At 70.6% G+C, this 16,688-nt stretch carries 17 protein-coding genes; 8 read left to right on the forward strand and 9 right to left on the reverse strand.

Annotated features, from left to right (window positions below; genetic code table 11):
* Positions 1 to 3: 3 nt before the first annotated feature.
* The gene (gene clpS / locus M2271_RS22575) at positions 4 to 321 is read right to left on the reverse strand and encodes an ATP-dependent Clp protease adapter ClpS (RefSeq protein ID WP_280889100.1); all 318 of its coding nucleotides are present in this window, start codon (positions 319 to 321) and stop codon (positions 4 to 6) included.
* Positions 322 to 378: 57 nt separating this feature from the next.
* Between clpS and M2271_RS22580 the strand changes: the two genes are divergently transcribed.
* The 3 genes from M2271_RS22580 to M2271_RS22590 all read left to right on the forward strand — a co-directional run bounded on the left by M2271_RS22580 (position 379) and on the right by M2271_RS22590 (position 3,043).
* Positions 379 to 1,725 carry a nicotinate phosphoribosyltransferase gene (locus M2271_RS22580; protein ID WP_280889101.1) on the forward strand — a complete coding sequence of 449 codons (1,347 nt, stop codon included), beginning with the start codon at positions 379 to 381 and terminating at the stop codon, positions 1,723 to 1,725.
* Between the two features lie 133 nt (positions 1,726 to 1,858).
* Positions 1,859 to 2,449: an isochorismatase family protein gene (locus M2271_RS22585; protein ID WP_280889102.1), complete on the forward strand. Its 591-nt coding sequence runs from the start codon at positions 1,859 to 1,861 to the stop codon at positions 2,447 to 2,449.
* A gap of 183 nt (positions 2,450 to 2,632) precedes the next feature.
* Positions 2,633 to 3,043, forward strand: coding sequence for an MmpS family transport accessory protein (locus tag M2271_RS22590; protein WP_280889103.1), 411 nt, complete (start codon positions 2,633 to 2,635; stop codon positions 3,041 to 3,043).
* Positions 3,044 to 3,192: 149 nt separating this feature from the next.
* Here the strand turns inward: M2271_RS22590 and M2271_RS22595 are convergent, their stop codons facing one another.
* The 3 genes from M2271_RS22595 to M2271_RS22605 all read right to left on the reverse strand — a co-directional run bounded on the left by M2271_RS22595 (position 3,193) and on the right by M2271_RS22605 (position 6,238).
* Positions 3,193 to 3,381 carry a hypothetical protein gene (locus M2271_RS22595; RefSeq protein WP_280889104.1) on the reverse strand — a complete coding sequence of 63 codons (189 nt, stop codon included), beginning with the start codon at positions 3,379 to 3,381 and terminating at the stop codon, positions 3,193 to 3,195.
* Positions 3,382 to 3,418: 37 nt separating this feature from the next.
* Positions 3,419 to 3,760 carry a hypothetical protein gene (locus M2271_RS22600; RefSeq protein WP_280889105.1) on the reverse strand — a complete coding sequence of 114 codons (342 nt, stop codon included), beginning with the start codon at positions 3,758 to 3,760 and terminating at the stop codon, positions 3,419 to 3,421.
* A 144-nt stretch (positions 3,761 to 3,904) separates the two neighbouring features.
* Positions 3,905 to 6,238 (reverse strand): immune inhibitor A domain-containing protein, encoded by a 2,334-nt coding sequence (locus tag M2271_RS22605; RefSeq protein ID WP_280889106.1) that lies wholly within the window; start codon positions 6,236 to 6,238, stop codon positions 3,905 to 3,907.
* A gap of 412 nt (positions 6,239 to 6,650) precedes the next feature.
* Between M2271_RS22605 and M2271_RS22610 the strand changes: the two genes are divergently transcribed.
* On the forward strand, positions 6,651 to 6,992 hold the full coding sequence (locus M2271_RS22610; protein ID WP_280889107.1) for a hypothetical protein: 342 nt from the start codon (positions 6,651 to 6,653) through the stop codon (positions 6,990 to 6,992).
* Positions 6,993 to 7,159: 167 nt separating this feature from the next.
* On the opposite strand, the gene M2271_RS22615 is transcribed toward M2271_RS22610, so the two are convergent.
* The 3 genes from M2271_RS22615 to M2271_RS22625 all read right to left on the reverse strand — a co-directional run bounded on the left by M2271_RS22615 (position 7,160) and on the right by M2271_RS22625 (position 11,492).
* Positions 7,160 to 7,828, reverse strand: coding sequence for an RDD family protein (locus M2271_RS22615; RefSeq protein ID WP_280889108.1), 669 nt, complete (start codon positions 7,826 to 7,828; stop codon positions 7,160 to 7,162).
* A 113-nt stretch (positions 7,829 to 7,941) separates the two neighbouring features.
* Positions 7,942 to 9,873, reverse strand: coding sequence for an RDD family protein (locus tag M2271_RS22620; RefSeq protein WP_280889109.1), 1,932 nt, complete (start codon positions 9,871 to 9,873; stop codon positions 7,942 to 7,944).
* A gap of 146 nt (positions 9,874 to 10,019) precedes the next feature.
* Positions 10,020 to 11,492: an FAD-linked oxidase C-terminal domain-containing protein gene (locus M2271_RS22625; RefSeq protein ID WP_280889110.1), complete on the reverse strand. Its 1,473-nt coding sequence runs from the start codon at positions 11,490 to 11,492 to the stop codon at positions 10,020 to 10,022.
* Between the two features lie 98 nt (positions 11,493 to 11,590).
* Between M2271_RS22625 and M2271_RS22630 the strand changes: the two genes are divergently transcribed.
* Complete coding sequence (locus M2271_RS22630) at positions 11,591 to 13,009, forward strand: tetratricopeptide repeat protein (RefSeq protein ID WP_280889111.1); 1,419 nt, start codon at positions 11,591 to 11,593, stop codon at positions 13,007 to 13,009.
* Between the two features lie 46 nt (positions 13,010 to 13,055).
* On the opposite strand, the gene hppD is transcribed toward M2271_RS22630, so the two are convergent.
* On the reverse strand, positions 13,056 to 14,201 hold the full coding sequence (gene hppD / locus M2271_RS22635) for a 4-hydroxyphenylpyruvate dioxygenase (RefSeq protein WP_280889112.1): 1,146 nt from the start codon (positions 14,199 to 14,201) through the stop codon (positions 13,056 to 13,058).
* A gap of 126 nt (positions 14,202 to 14,327) precedes the next feature.
* Here hppD and M2271_RS22640 point away from each other — a divergent pair, with 126 nt between their 5' ends.
* The 3 genes from M2271_RS22640 to M2271_RS22650 are packed head-to-tail and all read left to right on the forward strand — an operon-like array spanning position 14,328 to position 15,665.
* Positions 14,328 to 14,807, forward strand: coding sequence for an Lrp/AsnC family transcriptional regulator (locus M2271_RS22640; protein ID WP_280889113.1), 480 nt, complete (start codon positions 14,328 to 14,330; stop codon positions 14,805 to 14,807).
* A 56-nt stretch (positions 14,808 to 14,863) separates the two neighbouring features.
* Positions 14,864 to 15,436 (forward strand): winged helix-turn-helix domain-containing protein, encoded by a 573-nt coding sequence (locus M2271_RS22645; RefSeq protein WP_280889114.1) that lies wholly within the window; start codon positions 14,864 to 14,866, stop codon positions 15,434 to 15,436.
* Positions 15,437 to 15,452: 16 nt separating this feature from the next.
* On the forward strand, positions 15,453 to 15,665 hold the full coding sequence (locus tag M2271_RS22650) for a hypothetical protein (RefSeq protein ID WP_280889115.1): 213 nt from the start codon (positions 15,453 to 15,455) through the stop codon (positions 15,663 to 15,665).
* A gap of 79 nt (positions 15,666 to 15,744) precedes the next feature.
* On the opposite strand, the gene M2271_RS22655 is transcribed toward M2271_RS22650, so the two are convergent.
* Positions 15,745 to 16,536, reverse strand: coding sequence for a S16 family serine protease (locus M2271_RS22655; RefSeq protein ID WP_280889116.1), 792 nt, complete (start codon positions 16,534 to 16,536; stop codon positions 15,745 to 15,747).
* Positions 16,537 to 16,688: the final 152 nt, after the last annotated feature.

The following is a 16,688-nucleotide window of genomic DNA, read 5'->3' on the forward strand; positions in this document are numbered from 1 at the left end:
TCGCTACTTCCGGTCCTGCTGGAGGGTGGCCCACAGACCGTAGCCGTGCATGGCCTGCACGTCGCGTTCCATCTCCTCGCGACTGCCGCTGGAGACGACCGCCCGGCCCTTGTGGTGGACATCGAGCATGAGCTTGGTGGCCTTGTCCTTCGAGTAGCCGAAGTACGACTGGAAGACGTACGTCACATAGCTCATGAGGTTGACCGGGTCGTTGTGGACGATCGTGACCCAGGGAACGTCCGGTTCCGGGACGGCGAAGACCTCTTCCGCCGGCTCGGTGCGTTCGGTCTCAAGGGGAGCGGGTGACGTCACAACGCCCATGCTGCCACGCCCCCCGTAAATCGTCACACTGACGAAATGGGGGTAGCATGCGTTGCCATGAACACAGCGGACCTTGGGCTGCCGGTGGACGTACCTTCGACAGCGCTCTTCACGGACCAGTACGAGCTCACGATGCTTCAGGCCGCGCTGAACGCGGGGACCGCCGAACGGCGCAGCGTGTTCGAGGTCTTCACCCGGCGGCTGCCCGACGGGCGCCGTTACGGTGTGGTGGCCGGCACCGGACGCGTCCTCGACGCCATCGAGAACTTCCGGTTCGACGCGGACGTTCTCGGCTTCCTGCGTGAGCGCTCCATCGTCGACGAGACGACTCTGGACTGGCTCGCCTCCTACCGCTTCTCGGGCGACGTGTGGGGCTATCCCGAGGGCGAGGCGTACTTCCCGGGCTCACCGATCATGCGGGTCGAGGGGTCCTTCGCCGAGTGCGTGCTCCTGGAGACCGTGATCCTGTCCATCCTCAACCACGACTCGGCGATCGCCGCGGCGGCCTCCCGGATGTCGTCCGCGGCCGGCGGACGGCCGCTGATCGAGATGGGTGCCCGCCGCACCCACGAGCTGGGCGCGGTCGCCGCCGCGCGCGCCGCGTACGTCGGCGGCTTCACCACCACCTCCGACCTGGCGGCCGGCTTCCGCTACGGCATCCCCACCGTGGGCACCTCCGCCCACGCCTTCACCCTGCTGCACGACCAGGAACGGGACGCATTCCAGGCCCAGGTGGACTCGCTGGGCCGGGGCACGACCCTGCTCGTGGACACGTACGACGTCACCGAGGCCGTCCGGACGGCGGTGGAGGTCGCCGGGCCCGAGCTGGGCGCGGTGCGGATCGACTCCGGGGACCTGCTGCTGGTGGCGTACCGCGTCCGGCAGCAGCTGGACGAGCTGGGTGCCACGAACACGAAGATCATCGTGACGTCGGACCTGGACGAGTACGCCATCGCCTCGCTCGCGGCGGCCCCGGTGGACGCGTACGGCGTCGGCACCCAGCTGGTGACCGGCTCCGGGCACCCGACGGCCTCGATGGTCTACAAGCTGGTCGCCCGCGCCGAGACCGCGGACCCGAAGGCCCCGCTGGTCCCGGTGGCGAAGAACTCCACGGGCGGCAAGACGTCCGTCGGCGGCCGCAAGTGGGCCGCGCGGCGCCTCGACGAGCACGGGACCGCGGAGGCCGAGGTCGTCGGCACCGGGCCCGTACCGGGCGAGCTGGTCGACCGGCAGCTGCTGGTCGAGCTGGTCAAGGGCGGCGAGGTCGTCGCCCGGGAGCCCCTGGACGTCGTCCGCGACCGGCACGCGGCCGTCCGGGGCAGTCTGCCCCTGTCGGCGACCCAGCTGTCGCGCGGAGAACCGGTCCTTCCCACGGAGTACGTGCACGGGCGCTCGGGTAGCTGAAAAGCGGGTACGCCGTCATACGCCCGTAACGCCCTCTCCCGCGCGGCCCTTGGAGTCCATAGGCTCGGAGGTTCACCTGCCGGGCCCGCACCGCTCCACAGAACCACTCGTCCATAACCGAAGGGCACCGACCATGCGCCGCGCCTTGATCGTCGTTGACGTACAGAACGACTTCTGCGAGGGGGGCAGCCTCGCAGTGGCCGGGGGCGCCGATGTGGCCGCCTCCGTCACCGAGCTGATCGGTCAGGCGGCCGGCTCCGGGTACCAGCACGTCGTGGCCACCCGCGACCACCACATCGCCCCCGGCGGCCACTTCGCCGCCAACCCCGACTACGTCCACTCCTGGCCGGCGCACTGCGTCGCCGGCACCGAGGGCGTGGGCTTCCACCCGAACTTCGCCCCCGCGGTCGCCTCCGGCGCGATCGACGCGGTCTTCGAGAAGGGGGCGTACGCGGCGGCGTACAGCGGCTTCGAGGGCGCCGACGAGAACGGGGTGACGCTGGCCGACTGGCTGCGCGCCCGCGAGGTCGACGAGGTGGACGTGGTCGGTATCGCGACCGACCACTGTGTCCGCGCCACCGCCCTGGACGCGGCCCGGGAGGGCTTCCGTACCCAGGTGCTGCTGGATCTGACGGCCGGGGTGGCCGAGGCGACGACCGAGCGGGCGCTGGCGGAGATGCGGGAGTCGGGCGTGGAACTGACCGGCAAGCCCGTGGTGGCGTAGTGGTCGGTTGCGCCACCTGGGGTGGGCGTCACTGTCAGAACGGACGACCCCTGCCACGCCCCGGCGGGCATCGAAGCTGCACTGGTCCACTGACCTGCGCTTCCTGAGGCTCGCAACCGATTGACTTTACTTTCCCTTTGCGGTTTGCTGCGGATTCGACCTTCACGATCCGGGGGGATCCCTATGAATCGCACCGTCCGCACCGCCGCCTGCTCCGTCGCCGTCGCCGGTCTCGCGCTCGGCCTCAGCGCCTGCTCCGAAACGGTCAACCAGGTCGACAAGGCGGTGAACGAGACGTACGAAGTCACCTACGAGGTGACGGGGAAGAACGTCGAGTCGATCGACTTCCACGGCGGGGAGGGCACGGCCATGGAGCCGAAGATCGAGTCGGTGTCGAAGCCTCGGCTGCCCTGGACGAAGACGGTCACCCTGCGCGGCATCATGCCCGCGGCGGTCATACCGGTCGCCACGGACCCCGAAGGCGCCCAGGTCACATGCAAGATCATCCACAAGGGCAAGGTGCTCGAGGAGCAGAGCGCCAAGGGCCTGGTGAGCGCGGGCGGCTGCATCGCGGAGTCCCCGGTCACGGGGTGACCCTGGGGCGATCCCGGGCCGCCTGAAAGCAGCGTGGCGCGGGCTCCGGGGTTCTCACCTCCTGGCCCGTCGACGCGGGGTGCACCTCGCCCTGCGAGGCGCTACGCCCCGGCGGTCGCCCAGCGCCGACAGCCCGCGGTCGCTGGGCACTACCGCACGGCCGGGCCGGTCACCGTCAGTCCCGTCCCGGTCGGGCCGGTCACCGTCAGTCCCGTCCCGGTCGGGCCGGTCACCGTCAGTCCCGTCCCGGTCGAGGTCGGTCCGGTCAGTCCCGTCCCGGTCGAGGTCGGGACGGGCACCATCGACTCCGTCACGGTCGGGGTCGGGACAGTCACCATCGACGCCGTCCCGGTCGGTCCATCACGGCCGGCCCCGTCACGCCGGTGTCGCCGGGCGCCTCAGTAGCGCCCGGATGGGCTGCCAGAGCTCCTGGACCAGTTCCGGGCCGCCGACAGCGTTGTCAGGCGCTGTACGCCATATCAGGCCGTCCGGGTGATGCAGGACCGCGGTGACCTCGTCCGGGGTCGGCGGGGCGGCGTTGCCCCGCAGGTAGACCGCACGCATGCCCAGGTTGCGCAGCCTGGTCAGGGCGCGCGCCCGGTTCTGGGCGTGGACGAGCACGCGGACCGCGCCCGCATCGTGAGCGGCGGGGCTGGGCAGGTTCAGCGCCACCACCACACTGCCGGTGGGCAGCTTGCAGAAACCTCCTGCGGCCATGCGGTCACACCCCCGTGCGAGTCGTCGTCGAAGCCAGTATCCATACCGGTGTCAATAAGGGAGCCACAGGACGCACCTAAACACGATCGGCGGCAACCCGCCAGGGGTTGCCGCCGATACGCTTCTGACCTGCGAAGATACTGTCTACTTCGCGGACGGTCCTACCTGGACCGAGATCGTCGAGCCGTCCGCCGGCTCCTTGGTGATCTTGATCCGGGTGTTGGTGTCAGTGACCTTGACGCCCGCTGACGGGTTCGAGGTGTCGTAGTACGTCGAGGTTCCGTCGTCGAAGACCGGCACCCCGACCCGCGACTTGATCTTGGTCGGGACGTCCGCGCTGTGCAGCGTGATCGCGTCCGTCTGCTGCCGGGTGAAGGTCGAGTCGAAGGCCTGGACACGGCCTCGCATCAGCGTGCCGTTGGACCACTTCAGCGGCGTCGGGTGGGAGTCGATCGGCAGGATCAGGCCCTGACCGGGGTGCTGGCTGGTGTTGTCGTCGGCCTGGGAGGTGTCCCACTTCCAGATCAACAGGCCGTTCTGGTAGGCGTAGTGCTCCACCCAGTCCGGACGGGTCGTCGAGAAGCCGAAGTTGTACGGGCCGCTCTTCAGCGTCTTGTCGTACGACACGTACTGACGGTTCTCGGCGATGTAGTACTGCGGGTAGTCGTCCGTGAAGGACGCGCCGATGCGGGAGAAGCCGTTCGCCGTCCAAGCCGCGTCCAGGGACTCGGCGTTGTCGGAGAACAGGGCGGCGCCGTCGGCCGTCACGGTGATCTGGTCGGCCGCGAAGCCCTTCTGGGCCACACCGCCGTCGGTCTGGTAGCGGAAGCGCAGGCCGATCTTCTGGCCCGCGTAGGCGTCAAGCGGGAACGTCAGCTTCTGGTACGCGTCCACCGTGCCGGTGAGGGCGGGCTTGTCGCTGCCGTCACGCGGGATGGCGCTGCCGTCGGCCAGCTTGCCGTCGACCGGCGTCCAGTTGGTGCCGCCGTCCGTGGAGACCTCGGTGTAGAGGTAGTCGAAGTCCGCCTCGATGTCCCACCAGCCGTCCAGGGTGAGGCTCGCCGAGGACTTGCCGGTCAGATCGACCGTGCGGGCAAGGGAGTTGCGCAGGTCGTCGCCGCTGCCGCTCCACCACTGCCTGCTGCCCTGCGCCGGGGCGACCACCTCGGTGGTGACCGTCTTGTCGGGCAGTTGGACCACGAGGGCCTGCGGGTTCTTGGTGTTGTACTCCGCGACGCCGAGGGTGTGCTTCGACTTCACGCCCGCCTGGGCGATGTCGTAGTCGAGCCAGCCGAGTTGCAGCTTGTCCCAGGCGCCCATGTCGCCGGGCAGGTCACCGATGGCGTCCTTGCCGGTGCCGAGCCAGGAACCGGACGACATCAACGTCCAGAAGCCGGTGGAGTTCTCGCCGCCCGCGGTGTCGTACTCGTCGGGCAGGCCGAGGTCGTGGCCGTACTCGTGGGCGAAGACGCCCAGGCCGCCGTTCTCCGGCTGGATGGTGTAGTCGCCGACCCAGATTCCGGTGTCGCCGATCTGCGTGCCGCCGAGCTTGTTGGTGTCCGGGCCGGTGGTGCCGGCGTCGGTGCCGAAGGCGTACCAGCGGTGGGCCCAGATGGCGTCCTCGCCCTGGGCGCCGCCGCCCGCGGACTCGTCCTCGCCGGCGTGCACGATCTGGAAGTGGTCGATGTAGCCGTCGGGCTCGTTGAAGTCGCCGTCGCCGTCGAAGTCGTTGCGGTCCCACTGGTCGAACTCGGCCAGCTCCGCCTTGATCTCGGCGGCGGTGTCACCGGCGGCCTCGCGCTCGGCGACCCAGGCGTCGACACCGTCCCGCACCGCGTACCAGGCGCCGGTGGACGCCTTGTTGGAGCCGTAACGGGCCTCGTTGTAGGGGACCTTGACCCAGTCGGTGACCTCGCCGTCGACCGAGTAGCGGCCCGAGGACTGCTTCTCGTAGTACTTCTTCAGCGACTCGGTCTTCTTGCCGGAGCCGAAGTAGAGGTCCTGGAAGTGCTTTTGGTTGTAGTCCGCCTGCCAGTCCGTGCTGTTGTTCTGCGCCCGGTCGGGCTGGGCTATCCCGTTGTGGAGCGGGCCGGGGGTGCCGCCGTAGCGGCTGTCGACCTGGTCGCCGAACTCGACCAGGATCGTGAAGATCTTGTCGGTCTTCTCGCGGCCGAGTTCGACGTACTTGTCGTCGCCCTTGAGCTTGACGACCTTGGAGCCGTCGCGGTCCTTGACCTTGGCGGCGCCGGATATGACCTGGTTGAGCGCCTCTTCGCGCTGGGCCTCCCGGGTCTTGGACAGCGGACCGTCCAGGTTGTGTTCCTTCATCTTGGCCGGTTGCGGGTCATGCCCGTCCACGGCCGCGGGTACGGCGGCCGTATCGGCCTGGGCCACCGTGAAGCTCGAAAAGGTGGCCGTGGCCGCGGCGAGTGCGACGACTGTCGCCGCCGATCTGAACTGCCAGGATCTGCTGGTCACTTGAGTTCCTCCCCCGCGTCCGGGCGCGCGGAAGGAGGGAGTCCTGGGCCTGGTGGGTCCCCGCGCGCGCGTGTTCAACGCGTGTAGTCAAGTGACGACATTTGACTAGAGGTTGGCAAGAAAAGACAGACCTTGACTCGGACAGGTCAATTGCACTATGTGCAGATGACGTCCGCTTGACGAACGCCGGAGCGCGACACAAACGCTTTCGAACGGGCGCGCGGTTCTGTCCACAGGCTGGACACTGTGAACCCGTGCGCCCCCTATGCTCCGGCACTGTTGGTCAGGTCAGGCTTACCGTTCCTTCCACTCGGGCATGCAGGCGATGAGAGTCGATTGGCGGAACGCCCCAAAACGGTGGAAAGCCAGGCCGACGCCCCCGTGGATCCCCACTTCCGAGGACACGATTGCCATGCCTCGTCCGACTGTCACGCCTCGCCCGACGGCCGCACAGCTCGTCTACGGTTCGTGCACCGTGATCTGCTCGACGCTCGCCATGCTGCTGCTGTCACAGACGAGTTCCGGCGTGGGGATCGCGATCATCGCCCTCGCGGCGCTCGCACTCGGGCTGCTGGTCGCCATGACCGTCCCGATGCCGAAGTCCCGCGTGGTCGCGGTGAACCGGCCCGCCGCGCAGGCCGGAGAGACGGTGACGGCAACGGTGACGGCGCCGTCGCAGGCACCCGTCCCGGCGGCCTCCTCGATCGCCGCGGCGGCGTCCGAACGGCCGGTGCACGAGCGCGCTGCCTCCTGACTCCCGGCTGAGGGGCGGTCAGTCGGTGCTCGCCCGGGTGAGGTTCGTCAGTTGGCGCTCTCCCGCGAGAAGGTCGCCAGTTCGCGCTCTCCCGCGAGAAGGTCGCCAGTTCGCGCTCTCCCGCACGAAGGTCGCCAGTCCGCGCTCTCCGCTCCGGAGGAAGGTCGTCAGTCCGCGCTGACCACCACCGTCTTGGCCGCCTTGTCGTGCAGACCCATCTTGTAGGGCTTGTCGAAGTAGCTCCAGCCGCCACAGATGGCGGTCCAGATGCAGGCGCAGCAGAAGGCGAACGGGATCCACAGCACCGCCGAGCGGATCAGCGTGGTCTGGGCGGAGGGCGTGGCGCCGTTGTCGAGGTTGGCGACCCGCATCCCCAGCCACTTCTTGCCGAGTGTCTGTCCCGACCTGCTGATCATGACGGTGTCGTAGGCGATGTAGAGCACGGCGGCGATCAGCGACTGCCCGAACGACTTGCCGTACTCGATCTTGTTGTTGTCCATGGTGTACTCGCGCACGCCGAAGGCCAGGGTCAGCAGCCAGACCACGATGCCGACCATGATCATGTCGAGGATCCGGGCGAGGGTGCGCTTACCGCTCGGAGCGAGCGGCGGCATGCCGGCCAGCGAGTCGCCGGGGTAGGTCCCGCCGCCGGAGGGACCGCCGCCGCCGTACGGGCCGCCACCACCGTAGGGGTCGCCCTGGTGGGGCGGGGGCTGACTGCCGTACGGGGGCTGAGCGCCGTACGGTGAACCGGCGCCCTCGTCAGGCGGGGGCTGCTTCCTGAACGGGTCGTCTTCCGGGGGCTGACCGGAGCCGGGGGGCGGTTCGCTGCTCATGGCCCGAGTCGACCGCGAACCCTCCCGCTCCGCATCCGGCGAGCGGCCGTCCGGAGTACCGGATCCTCCCGCGCTTTCGCCTTACCCGGGTAACCGGGTAACCGGGTAACCGGTCAGCCCGCCACGAACGTGTGTGCGGCCTTGTCGTGCCAGCACTGGTGCCACGGCCGGTCGAACAAGCACCACAGGACACCCAGGACACCGACGGCGAGCAGGCCGGGCACGCTGTAGACCAGCCAGCGGCGCAGGGCCAGGCCGAAGGACGGGGGCTCGTGGCCCTCGATGTCCCGCACGTCCAGACCGAACAGCTTCTTGCCGAGGGTGCGGCCCCACTTTGCGGTGGGCAGCGCCTCGTAGAGGGCACCGAAGAGGAGCAGAACGGCGAGCACGATGCCGAGATACGTCGACGTCGTGCCGTCGAGCAGCCAGACCGTGACGGTCTCGCCGGACAGCTTGGCCGCGTCGATCTTCTCGTTGACGTGGTCGATCGCCTTGGTGCCGAGCGGTACGGCGGCCACGGCGGTGACCCCTACGAGCACCACCGTGTCCACCAGCCGGGCGGCCAGCCGCTTGCCGAGCCCCGCCGGGCGGGCCGACGCCTGACGCCGGGCGGCTGCCTGGAAGATGTCGTCGACGGGCGGCTTCCAGGACCCGGGGGGCTGGTCCTCGTCCGCCCCCGCGAGTCGATGCACCTGCTGAGCCCAGGAGGACTGGCCGCCACCGGGGCCGGAGGCCATGGGAGCGGAGGCCATGGGAGCGGGGCCGCCGGGTCCTCCCGGGCCGGGCTGGGGCACGCTGAAGTGAGGGTCGGCCGGCTGGGGGCCGCCGGGCTGGTGGGGCACGTTCGGGGCGGGTGCGGGGGTCGCCTGCGGGCCGTAGGAGTCGGTGCGGGCAGCGGGGACTGCGGAGGGGGCCTGGGCGGCAGTCCCGGCTCCGGCGCCCGCCTGGGGCAGCTCGGCGGCGGCACGGGCGGCTGCGGCTCCGGCACCGAAGCCGAGGGATCCGGGGGCGTCCGGGGAGGCGGATCGGGTGCCGTTGCCGGGGTCGCCGGCCGCGCCGGGCGTTCCCGGCCCACCGGGTCCCCCGGCCGAACCGCCCGGACCGCCCGGACCGCCCGGACCAGCCGGATCCGTGCCCCCGGTCCCGGAGAACTGGGCGCCGAACGCTCCGGGTGCCGCGCCGGGCGTTGCCTGGGCGGCTCCGGGGCCCTGGATACCGGTGCTCGGCCGGCTCGGCTGGTGCGCCCCCGCCGCCCCGCTCTGCTGGGGCGTCCGGGGGGAGAGCGCGCGGAAGGTCACGGTGCCCTCGTCAGCAGGGGGGCCACCGGGGCCCGGGACACCGGGAGTTCCGGTGCCGGACGCCGCTCCCCCGGGTCCCGGCGTGGGCCTGCGGAAGACGAAGGTGCTGCCCCCGCCCGCGTCGTCCGGCTCGGCGGGCGGGATCGTCGCGGTGCCGTCCGTACGGGCGGAGCGGCCGTCGGGCTGGGAGGGCCCGTCGGTGGACCTCGGCGCCGCACCCTGCACCCGCGGATCAACAACCGGCGCGCCTCCCGGGTGGACGCCTTGCGAACCTCCCGGCTGGGCGCCCTGCGGAGCGCCCCAGGACACGCGGCGGTCCTGGTCGCCGCCGAAGCCCGACTGGTGGGAGCGGTCGGCGCCCCAGGCGGCCGCGGGTGCGGGGAGACCGCCGTGCGGGGCGGCGGCCGACGAGGCCGGACCGGACGGACCGGACGGACCGGACGGACCGGCTTCGCCGACCGGGTCCTCGTCGAAGAAGTGCGGACCCGTCGCCTCCACCGAGACGGCCGGGGAGGCCGGGTCTGCATGGCCTGCCTGGCCGGCCGGGCCCGCGTGGCCCGCCGGGGAATGGGCCGGGGCGTCGCCGGACGGAGGGGCGAGCGGTGCGCCGTCCGTAGGTGCCGGACGGCTGGTGCCCGGTACCCAGGCGGTGCCGTTCCAGTACCGGACATATCCAGGAATGGACGGGTCCGGGTAATACCCTTCGCGGGGCCTGTCGTCACCGGGGGCCGGGGTTGGGGCGCTCATGTCCGTCGTCCCGTATCTGCTCGGGGGTCAAATGGGGGCCTCCACATCTATCAGACCGGCGCAACCCTCACCGCCAGTCCCGCTGGACCCACACTTTTGAGAAGGTTTCGCCGACTGCCCCGCCGACTGGAGAACGCTCGGGTGGTTCAGAAGAGCTTGCCGGGGTTGAGGATGCCCAGCGGGTCGAAGACCTGTTTGATCTGGCGCTGCATCTCCACCCCGACCGGCCCGATCTCGCGTGCCAGCCACTCCTTCTTCAGGACGCCCACCCCGTGTTCGCCGGTGATCGTGCCACCGAGTTCCAGGCCGAGCGCCATGATCTCGTCGAAGGACTCACGGGCGCGCCGGGACTCGTCGGGGTCCTGGGCGTCGAAGCAGACCGTGGGGTGGGTGTTGCCGTCGCCGGCATGGGCGACGAGCCCGATGGTGAGCTGGTACTTCTCGGCGATCCGCTCGGTCCCATCGAGCATCTCGGCGAGCTTGGAGCGGGGCACGCACACGTCGTCGATCATCGTCGTGCCCTTCACCGCCTCCAGCGCGTTGAGCGACAACCGGCGTGCCTGAAGGAGCAGTTCGGACTCGGCCACGTCGTCGGCCGGGACGACCTGGGTGGCGCCGGCCGCCTCGCACAACGCGCCGAGAGCGGCGAGGTCGGCGGCCGCGTCGGCCGTGTCGAAGGCGGCCAGCAGCAGGGCTTCCGTGCTCTCCGGGAGTCCCATGTGCGCGAGGTCGTTGACGGCCTTCACCGTCGTACGGTCCATCAGTTCGAGGAGGGACGGCACATGACCGCCCGCCATGATCCGGCACACGGCGTCACAGGCTGCGGCCCCGGACGGGAACTCGGCCGCCAGCACCAGCTGCTCGGGCGGCTGCGGCCTCAGGGCCAGGGTGGCCCGTACGACGATGCCGAGCGAGCCCTCGGAGCCGACGAAGAGGCGGGTGAGGTCGTATCCGGCGACACCCTTCGCCGTACGGCGGCCGGTGGACATGAGCCGTCCGTCGGCCAGGACGACGTCCAGGCCGAGGACGTACTCGGCCGTCACGCCGTACTTCACGCAACACAGGCCGCCGGACGCGGTGCCGATGTTGCCGCCGATCGTGCACGTCTCCCAGCTGGAGGGGTCCGGCGGGTAGGCGAGTCCGTGTTCGCCGGCCGCGCGGGACAGGGTCGCGTTGATGACGCCCGGTTCGACGACGGCGACGCGGTCGACCGGGTTGATCTCCAGGATGCGGTCCATCCTGATCAGGGACAGCACGATGCAGCCGTCGGAGGCGTTGGCCGCGCCCGACAGGCCCGTGCGGGCGCCCTGCGGGACGACCGGGACCCGCAGCTCGGTGGCCGTGCGCATGACGTGCTGGACCTGCTCGACCGTGCGCGGCAGTACGACCACCGCCGGGGCGCCGGCCGGGCAGAAGCTGGCCATGTCGTTGGCGTAGGAAGCCGTGATGTCCGGGTCGGTGAGGACGGCGTCGGCGGGCAGGCCGGCCAGCAGACGATCGCAGAGGTCGCCGGTCGCTGCTGTGTCTTCGGCGGCTCCGGCGGCTTCAGCGGCTCCGGCGGCTCCGGCGGCTCCGGTGTCGTCGGCGGCTCCGTCGCGAGGCGCTTCGATACGGCTCATGATCACAGCGTCGCACCAGGGGCCATCGGTGTGAACCCCGTGTACGGCAGCTGTCGTAAGCCGGGGTGTGGTCGTCGTACTGGCGCACAGTGAGCGCCATGGAGAACGACGAGGAGGCTCCCCCGCCGGTCCGCGGCTCCAGCAATCATGCGCTGATCGCCTCGGTCGCCGGGTGTGCCGCGCTCGGCGTGGTGCTGATGCTGCTGCCCGGGGAGCGTACACAGACCCGGGCGCCCGCACCGGCACCGGGGGCGCAGGCCCACGCGGCGGTCGCCGCGGGAGTGCCGGCCGCGCTGCCCGACCTGGCGGCGCTGATCGGTGAGCGCGAGGCCCGGGTGCGGGCGCATCCCCGGGACGCCGGGTCGTGGGCGGTGCTGGGAACGGCGTATGTGGAGCAGGGGCGGCGGACCGCGGACCCGGCGTACTACCCGAGGGCGGAGGCGGCGCTGCGTGCGTCGTTGAAGGTGTACGGGAAGGGGAACGCCGACGCGCTCAGCGGGCTGGCGGCCCTGGCGAACGCGCGCCGGGACTTCCGGACGGCGAAGGCCTGGGCCGAGGCCGCCCGGACAGCCGAGCCCCGTCGCTGGACGACGTATCCGCTGCTGATCGACGCCTACACCGGTCTCGGCGACCAGAAGGCTGCCCGGGGCGCGCTGGACAGGCTGAGGGAGCTGCGCTCCGGGCCGGACGTGCTGGCGCGGGCCGCGGTCGTCTACTGGGACCAGGGCCGGCCGGAGGATGCGGCGGCCTCGTTGTCCGACGCGGCGGCGGGGGCTCGGGCGCCGGCCGAGCGGGCGGCCTATCTGGAGCGGGCCGGGCAGCTGGCCTGGGACAGCGGTGAGCGGGAGGAGGCGCTGCGGCAGTTCCAGGAGGCGGTGCGTTTCGACCCCGACCAGCGGGCCGCGCAGGCCGGGCAGGGGCGGGCGCTCGCGGCGCTGGGCCGGGTGACGGAGGCGCTGAACGTCTACCGGGCGGCGCCGGCCAAGCAGTCGTGTCCGCAGTACGCGCTGGAGTTGGGCGAGTTGTACGAGTCGCTGGGGCTCGGGAAGGCGGCCCGGGCGCAGTACGAGCTGCTGCGGGCGCGGGTGCGTGACGCCGCCGCGGGCGGGGCGGACGAGGACCTGGTGCTCGGGCGGTTCGAGGCGGACCACGGAAATCCGGCCGCCGCCGTACGGCTGTTGCGGGCCGAGTGGGCCCGGCAGCCGGGGATGGCGGTGGCCGACGCGCTGGGCTGGGCGCTGCACCGGGCGGGGCAGGACGAGGAGGCGCTGCGGTTCGCGACGGTGGCGACGGACAAGGCGAAGAAGGGGGGCGTACGGAGTGCGCCGTACGCCTACCACCGAGGCATGACCGAGCGGGCGCTGGAGCGGTACGGGCCGGCCCGCAGGCACCTGCAGGAGGCGCTGCGGATCAACCCGTACTTCTCGCCGCTCCACGCGCGGACGGCTCGGGCGGCGCTGACGGCGCTGGGGGAGCCGTCCGTGAAGGACGTGCCGGCGATGGACGCGAAGGAGTGAAATGGATGAAGGGGGTGAAGGGGATGAAAGGGGATGAAAGGGGTGACTAGAGGTTGCCCCTCTTGGCCTGCTCCCGTTCGATCGCTTCGAACAGGGCCTTGAAGTTGCCCTTGCCGAAGCCCATCGAGCCATGGCGTTCGATGATCTCGAAGAACACGGTCGGGCGGTCCTGGACCGGCTTGGTGAAGATCTGCAGGAGGTAGCCGTCCTCGTCGCGGTCGACGAGGATCTTCAGCTCGCGCAGGGTCTCCACGGGGACGCGGGTGTCGCCGGCCCACTCGCCGAGGGTGTCGTAGTACGAGTCCGGGGTGTCGAGGAACTGCACTCCGGCCGCCCGCATGGTCCGTACCGTCCGCACGATGTCGTCGGCGTTCAGCGCGATGTGCTGGACGCCGGCGCCGCCGTAGAACTCCAGGTACTCGTCGATCTGGGACTTCTTCTTGGCGAGGGCGGGCTCGTTGATCGGGAACTTGACCTTGAGCGTGCCGTCGGCGACGACCTTCGACATCAGGGCGCTGTACTCGGTGGCGATGTCGTCGCCCACGAACTCCTTCATGTTCGTGAAGCCCATGACGTGGTTGTAGAAGCCGACCCACTCGTTCATCCGGCCGAGTTCGACGTTGCCGACGCAGTGGTCGACGGCCTGGAAGGTGCGGTGCGCGGCCGGCTCGACGATGGGCGCGGCCGTCACGTATCCGGGCAGGTACGGGCCGTCGTAGCCGGTGCGCTCGACCAGCGTGTGGCGGGTCTCGCCGTACGTGGCGATCGCGGCGAGGACGACGGTGCCGTGCTCGTCCTTGACCTCGTACGGCTCGGCGACGGAGCGGGCGCCGTGCTCGGTCGCGTAGGCGTACGCGGCGCGCGCGTCCGGGACCTCGATGGCGAGGTCGACGACGCCGTCGCCGTGCTCGGCCACGTGCTGGGCGAGGAAGTGGCCCCAGGGGGTGGCGGGCTTGATGACGGAGGTGAACACGAAGCGGGCGGAGCCGTTCTCCAGCACGTACGAGGCGGTCTCGCGGGTGCCGTTCTCCGGCCCGGAGTAGGCGACCAGCCTCATGCCGAAGGCGGTGGAGTAGTAGTGCGCGGCCTGCTTGGCGTTGCCCACGGCGAAGACGACCGCGTCCATTCCCTTGACCGGGAAGGGATCGGCCTGCCGGGCGGTGTCGGGAGTGTGGTGTGTGGTCTGCGTCATAGTGGAAGCCTCACCCCCGTGAAGCAAGGTGCGCAACAGTTTGTGTTTTTGCTGAACAACATGACCAGTAATACATCCGCCTCGGCGGGCTTTCTGTACAGGATGACCAGGGCCGGGAGGGCCGTCATGGGGATCGATCAGCTGGACGGGCGGATCATCGTGCTGCTGGCGCGGGAGCCGCGGATCGGGGTGCTGGAGATGTCCCGGCGGCTGGGGGTGGCCCGGGGGACCGCGCAGGCACGCCTGGACCGGCTTCAGTCGAACGGGGTCATCCGCGGGTTCGGTCCCGAGGTGGATCCGGCGGCGCTCGGCTATCCGGTCACGGCCTTCGCGACGTTGCAGATCCGGCAGGGGCAGGGCGCGGACGTCCGGGCGCACCTGGCGACCGTGCCGGAGGTTCTGGAGCTGCACACCACCACCGGCACCGGCGACATGCTGTGCCGGCTCGTGGCCCGCTCCAACGCCGATCTCCAGCGGGTCATCGACCGGGTGGTCGGTTTCGACGGCATCGTCCGCGCCTCCACCGCGATCGTCATGGAGAACCCCGTTCCGCTGCGGATCATCCCGCTGGTGGAGCAGGCGGCGGGGGGCGAGAAAGGCACCTAGAAGTTGACGCAAAGAACCCGTTGCAAAGAGGCCTTTGCAACGTTACCTTTGTACGCATGTCCGAAGAGCCCAGTCCCCGTGTGCTCGACGTCCGCTCACTGCGCGGGCTCGCCCACCCCCTGCGGATGCAGTTGCTGGTCGCGCTGCGCCGTGGCGGTCCCGCCACCGCCTCCCAACTGGCCCAGAAGCTGGGCGAGTCCAGCGGCGCCACCAGCTACCACCTGCGCCAGCTCGCCACGCACGGCTTCATCGAGGACGCACCGGAGCACGGCAAGGGCCGGGAGCGCTGGTGGCAGGCGGTGGACGGGGGCCTGGTGTTCGACAACACCCTGCTGCGGGACCCGGATCCGAGCGTGCGCGGAGCCGCCGCGGTGTTCCGGTTCGAGGTCGCCAACATCCACACCCAGGAGGTCGCCACCTGGCTCGGCAACCAGCACGAGTGGCCTCAGGAATGGGACAGCGCGAGCGATCTGAGCGACTTCACAGGGCGACTCACACCCGAGACGGCCCGCGAACTCATCCAGAAGATGCACGAACTCGTCGAGAGCTACCGGCCCCTCCCCGAGGAAACCCCGAACTCGCAGCCGGTCCGCATCCACACGCACCTCTTCCCCAGCACCCCGTTGTGAAAGGCGACAGAGCCCGATGCATCCCGAGATCCATCTCAGCCTGCACCACTTACGCACCGCCGAACTCCGCGCCCAGGCCGAGGCTCACCGCCTCGCCACCCGCGCCGCCCTCACCACCCACGCCAAGCCACCGCACGGCTTCCGTACCCGGCTCGGCTGGACCCTCGTAGAGGTGGGCCTGCGTCTCGCGACCCCGAGGCCGACGCTCACCCCCAGCGTTGGCAGCTAGTGCCGCGGCACTAGGGACGGAGTCCTCAGCTGGGCCAGGGACGGAGACCCTCAGCGGTCGGGGACCCTCAGCGGTCGCTTCAGCAGCCAGGGACGGAACCTTTCCCGCTCTCCAGTGCCGTCAGGGAACTCACCGCGCCCTTGAGCGTGGTCACCGGAATCAGCCGCAGCCCCTTCGGCAGCTCGGCCTTGGCGTCCGAGCACTCGGCCTTGGGTACCAGGAAGACCGTCGCCCCGTCCCGATGCGCCGCCTGGGTCTTCAGGGCCACTCCCCCGACCGCGCCGACGTCGCCGTCGGCGTCGATGGTCCCCGTACCGGCGATGGTGCGGCCGCCCGTGAGGTCGCCGTCGCTGCCGTCGCCGTTCAGCTTGTCGATGATGCCCAGGGTGAAGAGGAGACCGGCGCTGGGGCCGCCGACGTCGGCGAGCTTCAGCGTGACCTTGACCTTCTTGTCGCTGAGGTGGAGGTACTTCAGCGCGGCCTCGGTCGCGGCGTCCTGGGACTTCACCATCTCGTCGGTGTTGTGCCGCTCGATCTCCTTGACGCTCTGCCCACTCGGGTAGACCGCGTCGCGCGGCATGACCGCCTGGTCGGTACGGAACCAGCTGTCGATCACGTCGCCGAGCGAGACGCGGGCGTCCGGGTTGGTCGCCTCGATGGTCGTCATCCGCAACTGGCCCCTGGTGTCACGGGTCGGCGCACCGGAGACCGTGATCACCGGAGTGCCCTTGTTCTCGCCCAGCACGTTCGCTGTCAGACCGGGTTGCGCGAGCGAGAACGGCAACGGCGCGAACGCCGCCGTGGCGATCAGAGCCGCGACAGGCAGAGCGCAGACGGCGACGGCCCTGGGGCGTGAGAGACGAGAGAGCACGAGGTCAATCTAACGCGGAGGTGGATTCCGACCAGGCGCAGGTCACCCGAGCCCGACCTGCCCGCGCCGACCCCCGGCACCGGCTCACTCCCGGAGTCCCCGGAGGCCGTCTGCGCCCGGGACCCCGACACCTCGCGCACATGGACGTTGAC

The organism is Streptomyces sp. LBL (assembly GCF_029893585.1).
GTDB lineage: Bacteria > Actinomycetota > Actinomycetes > Streptomycetales > Streptomycetaceae > Streptomyces.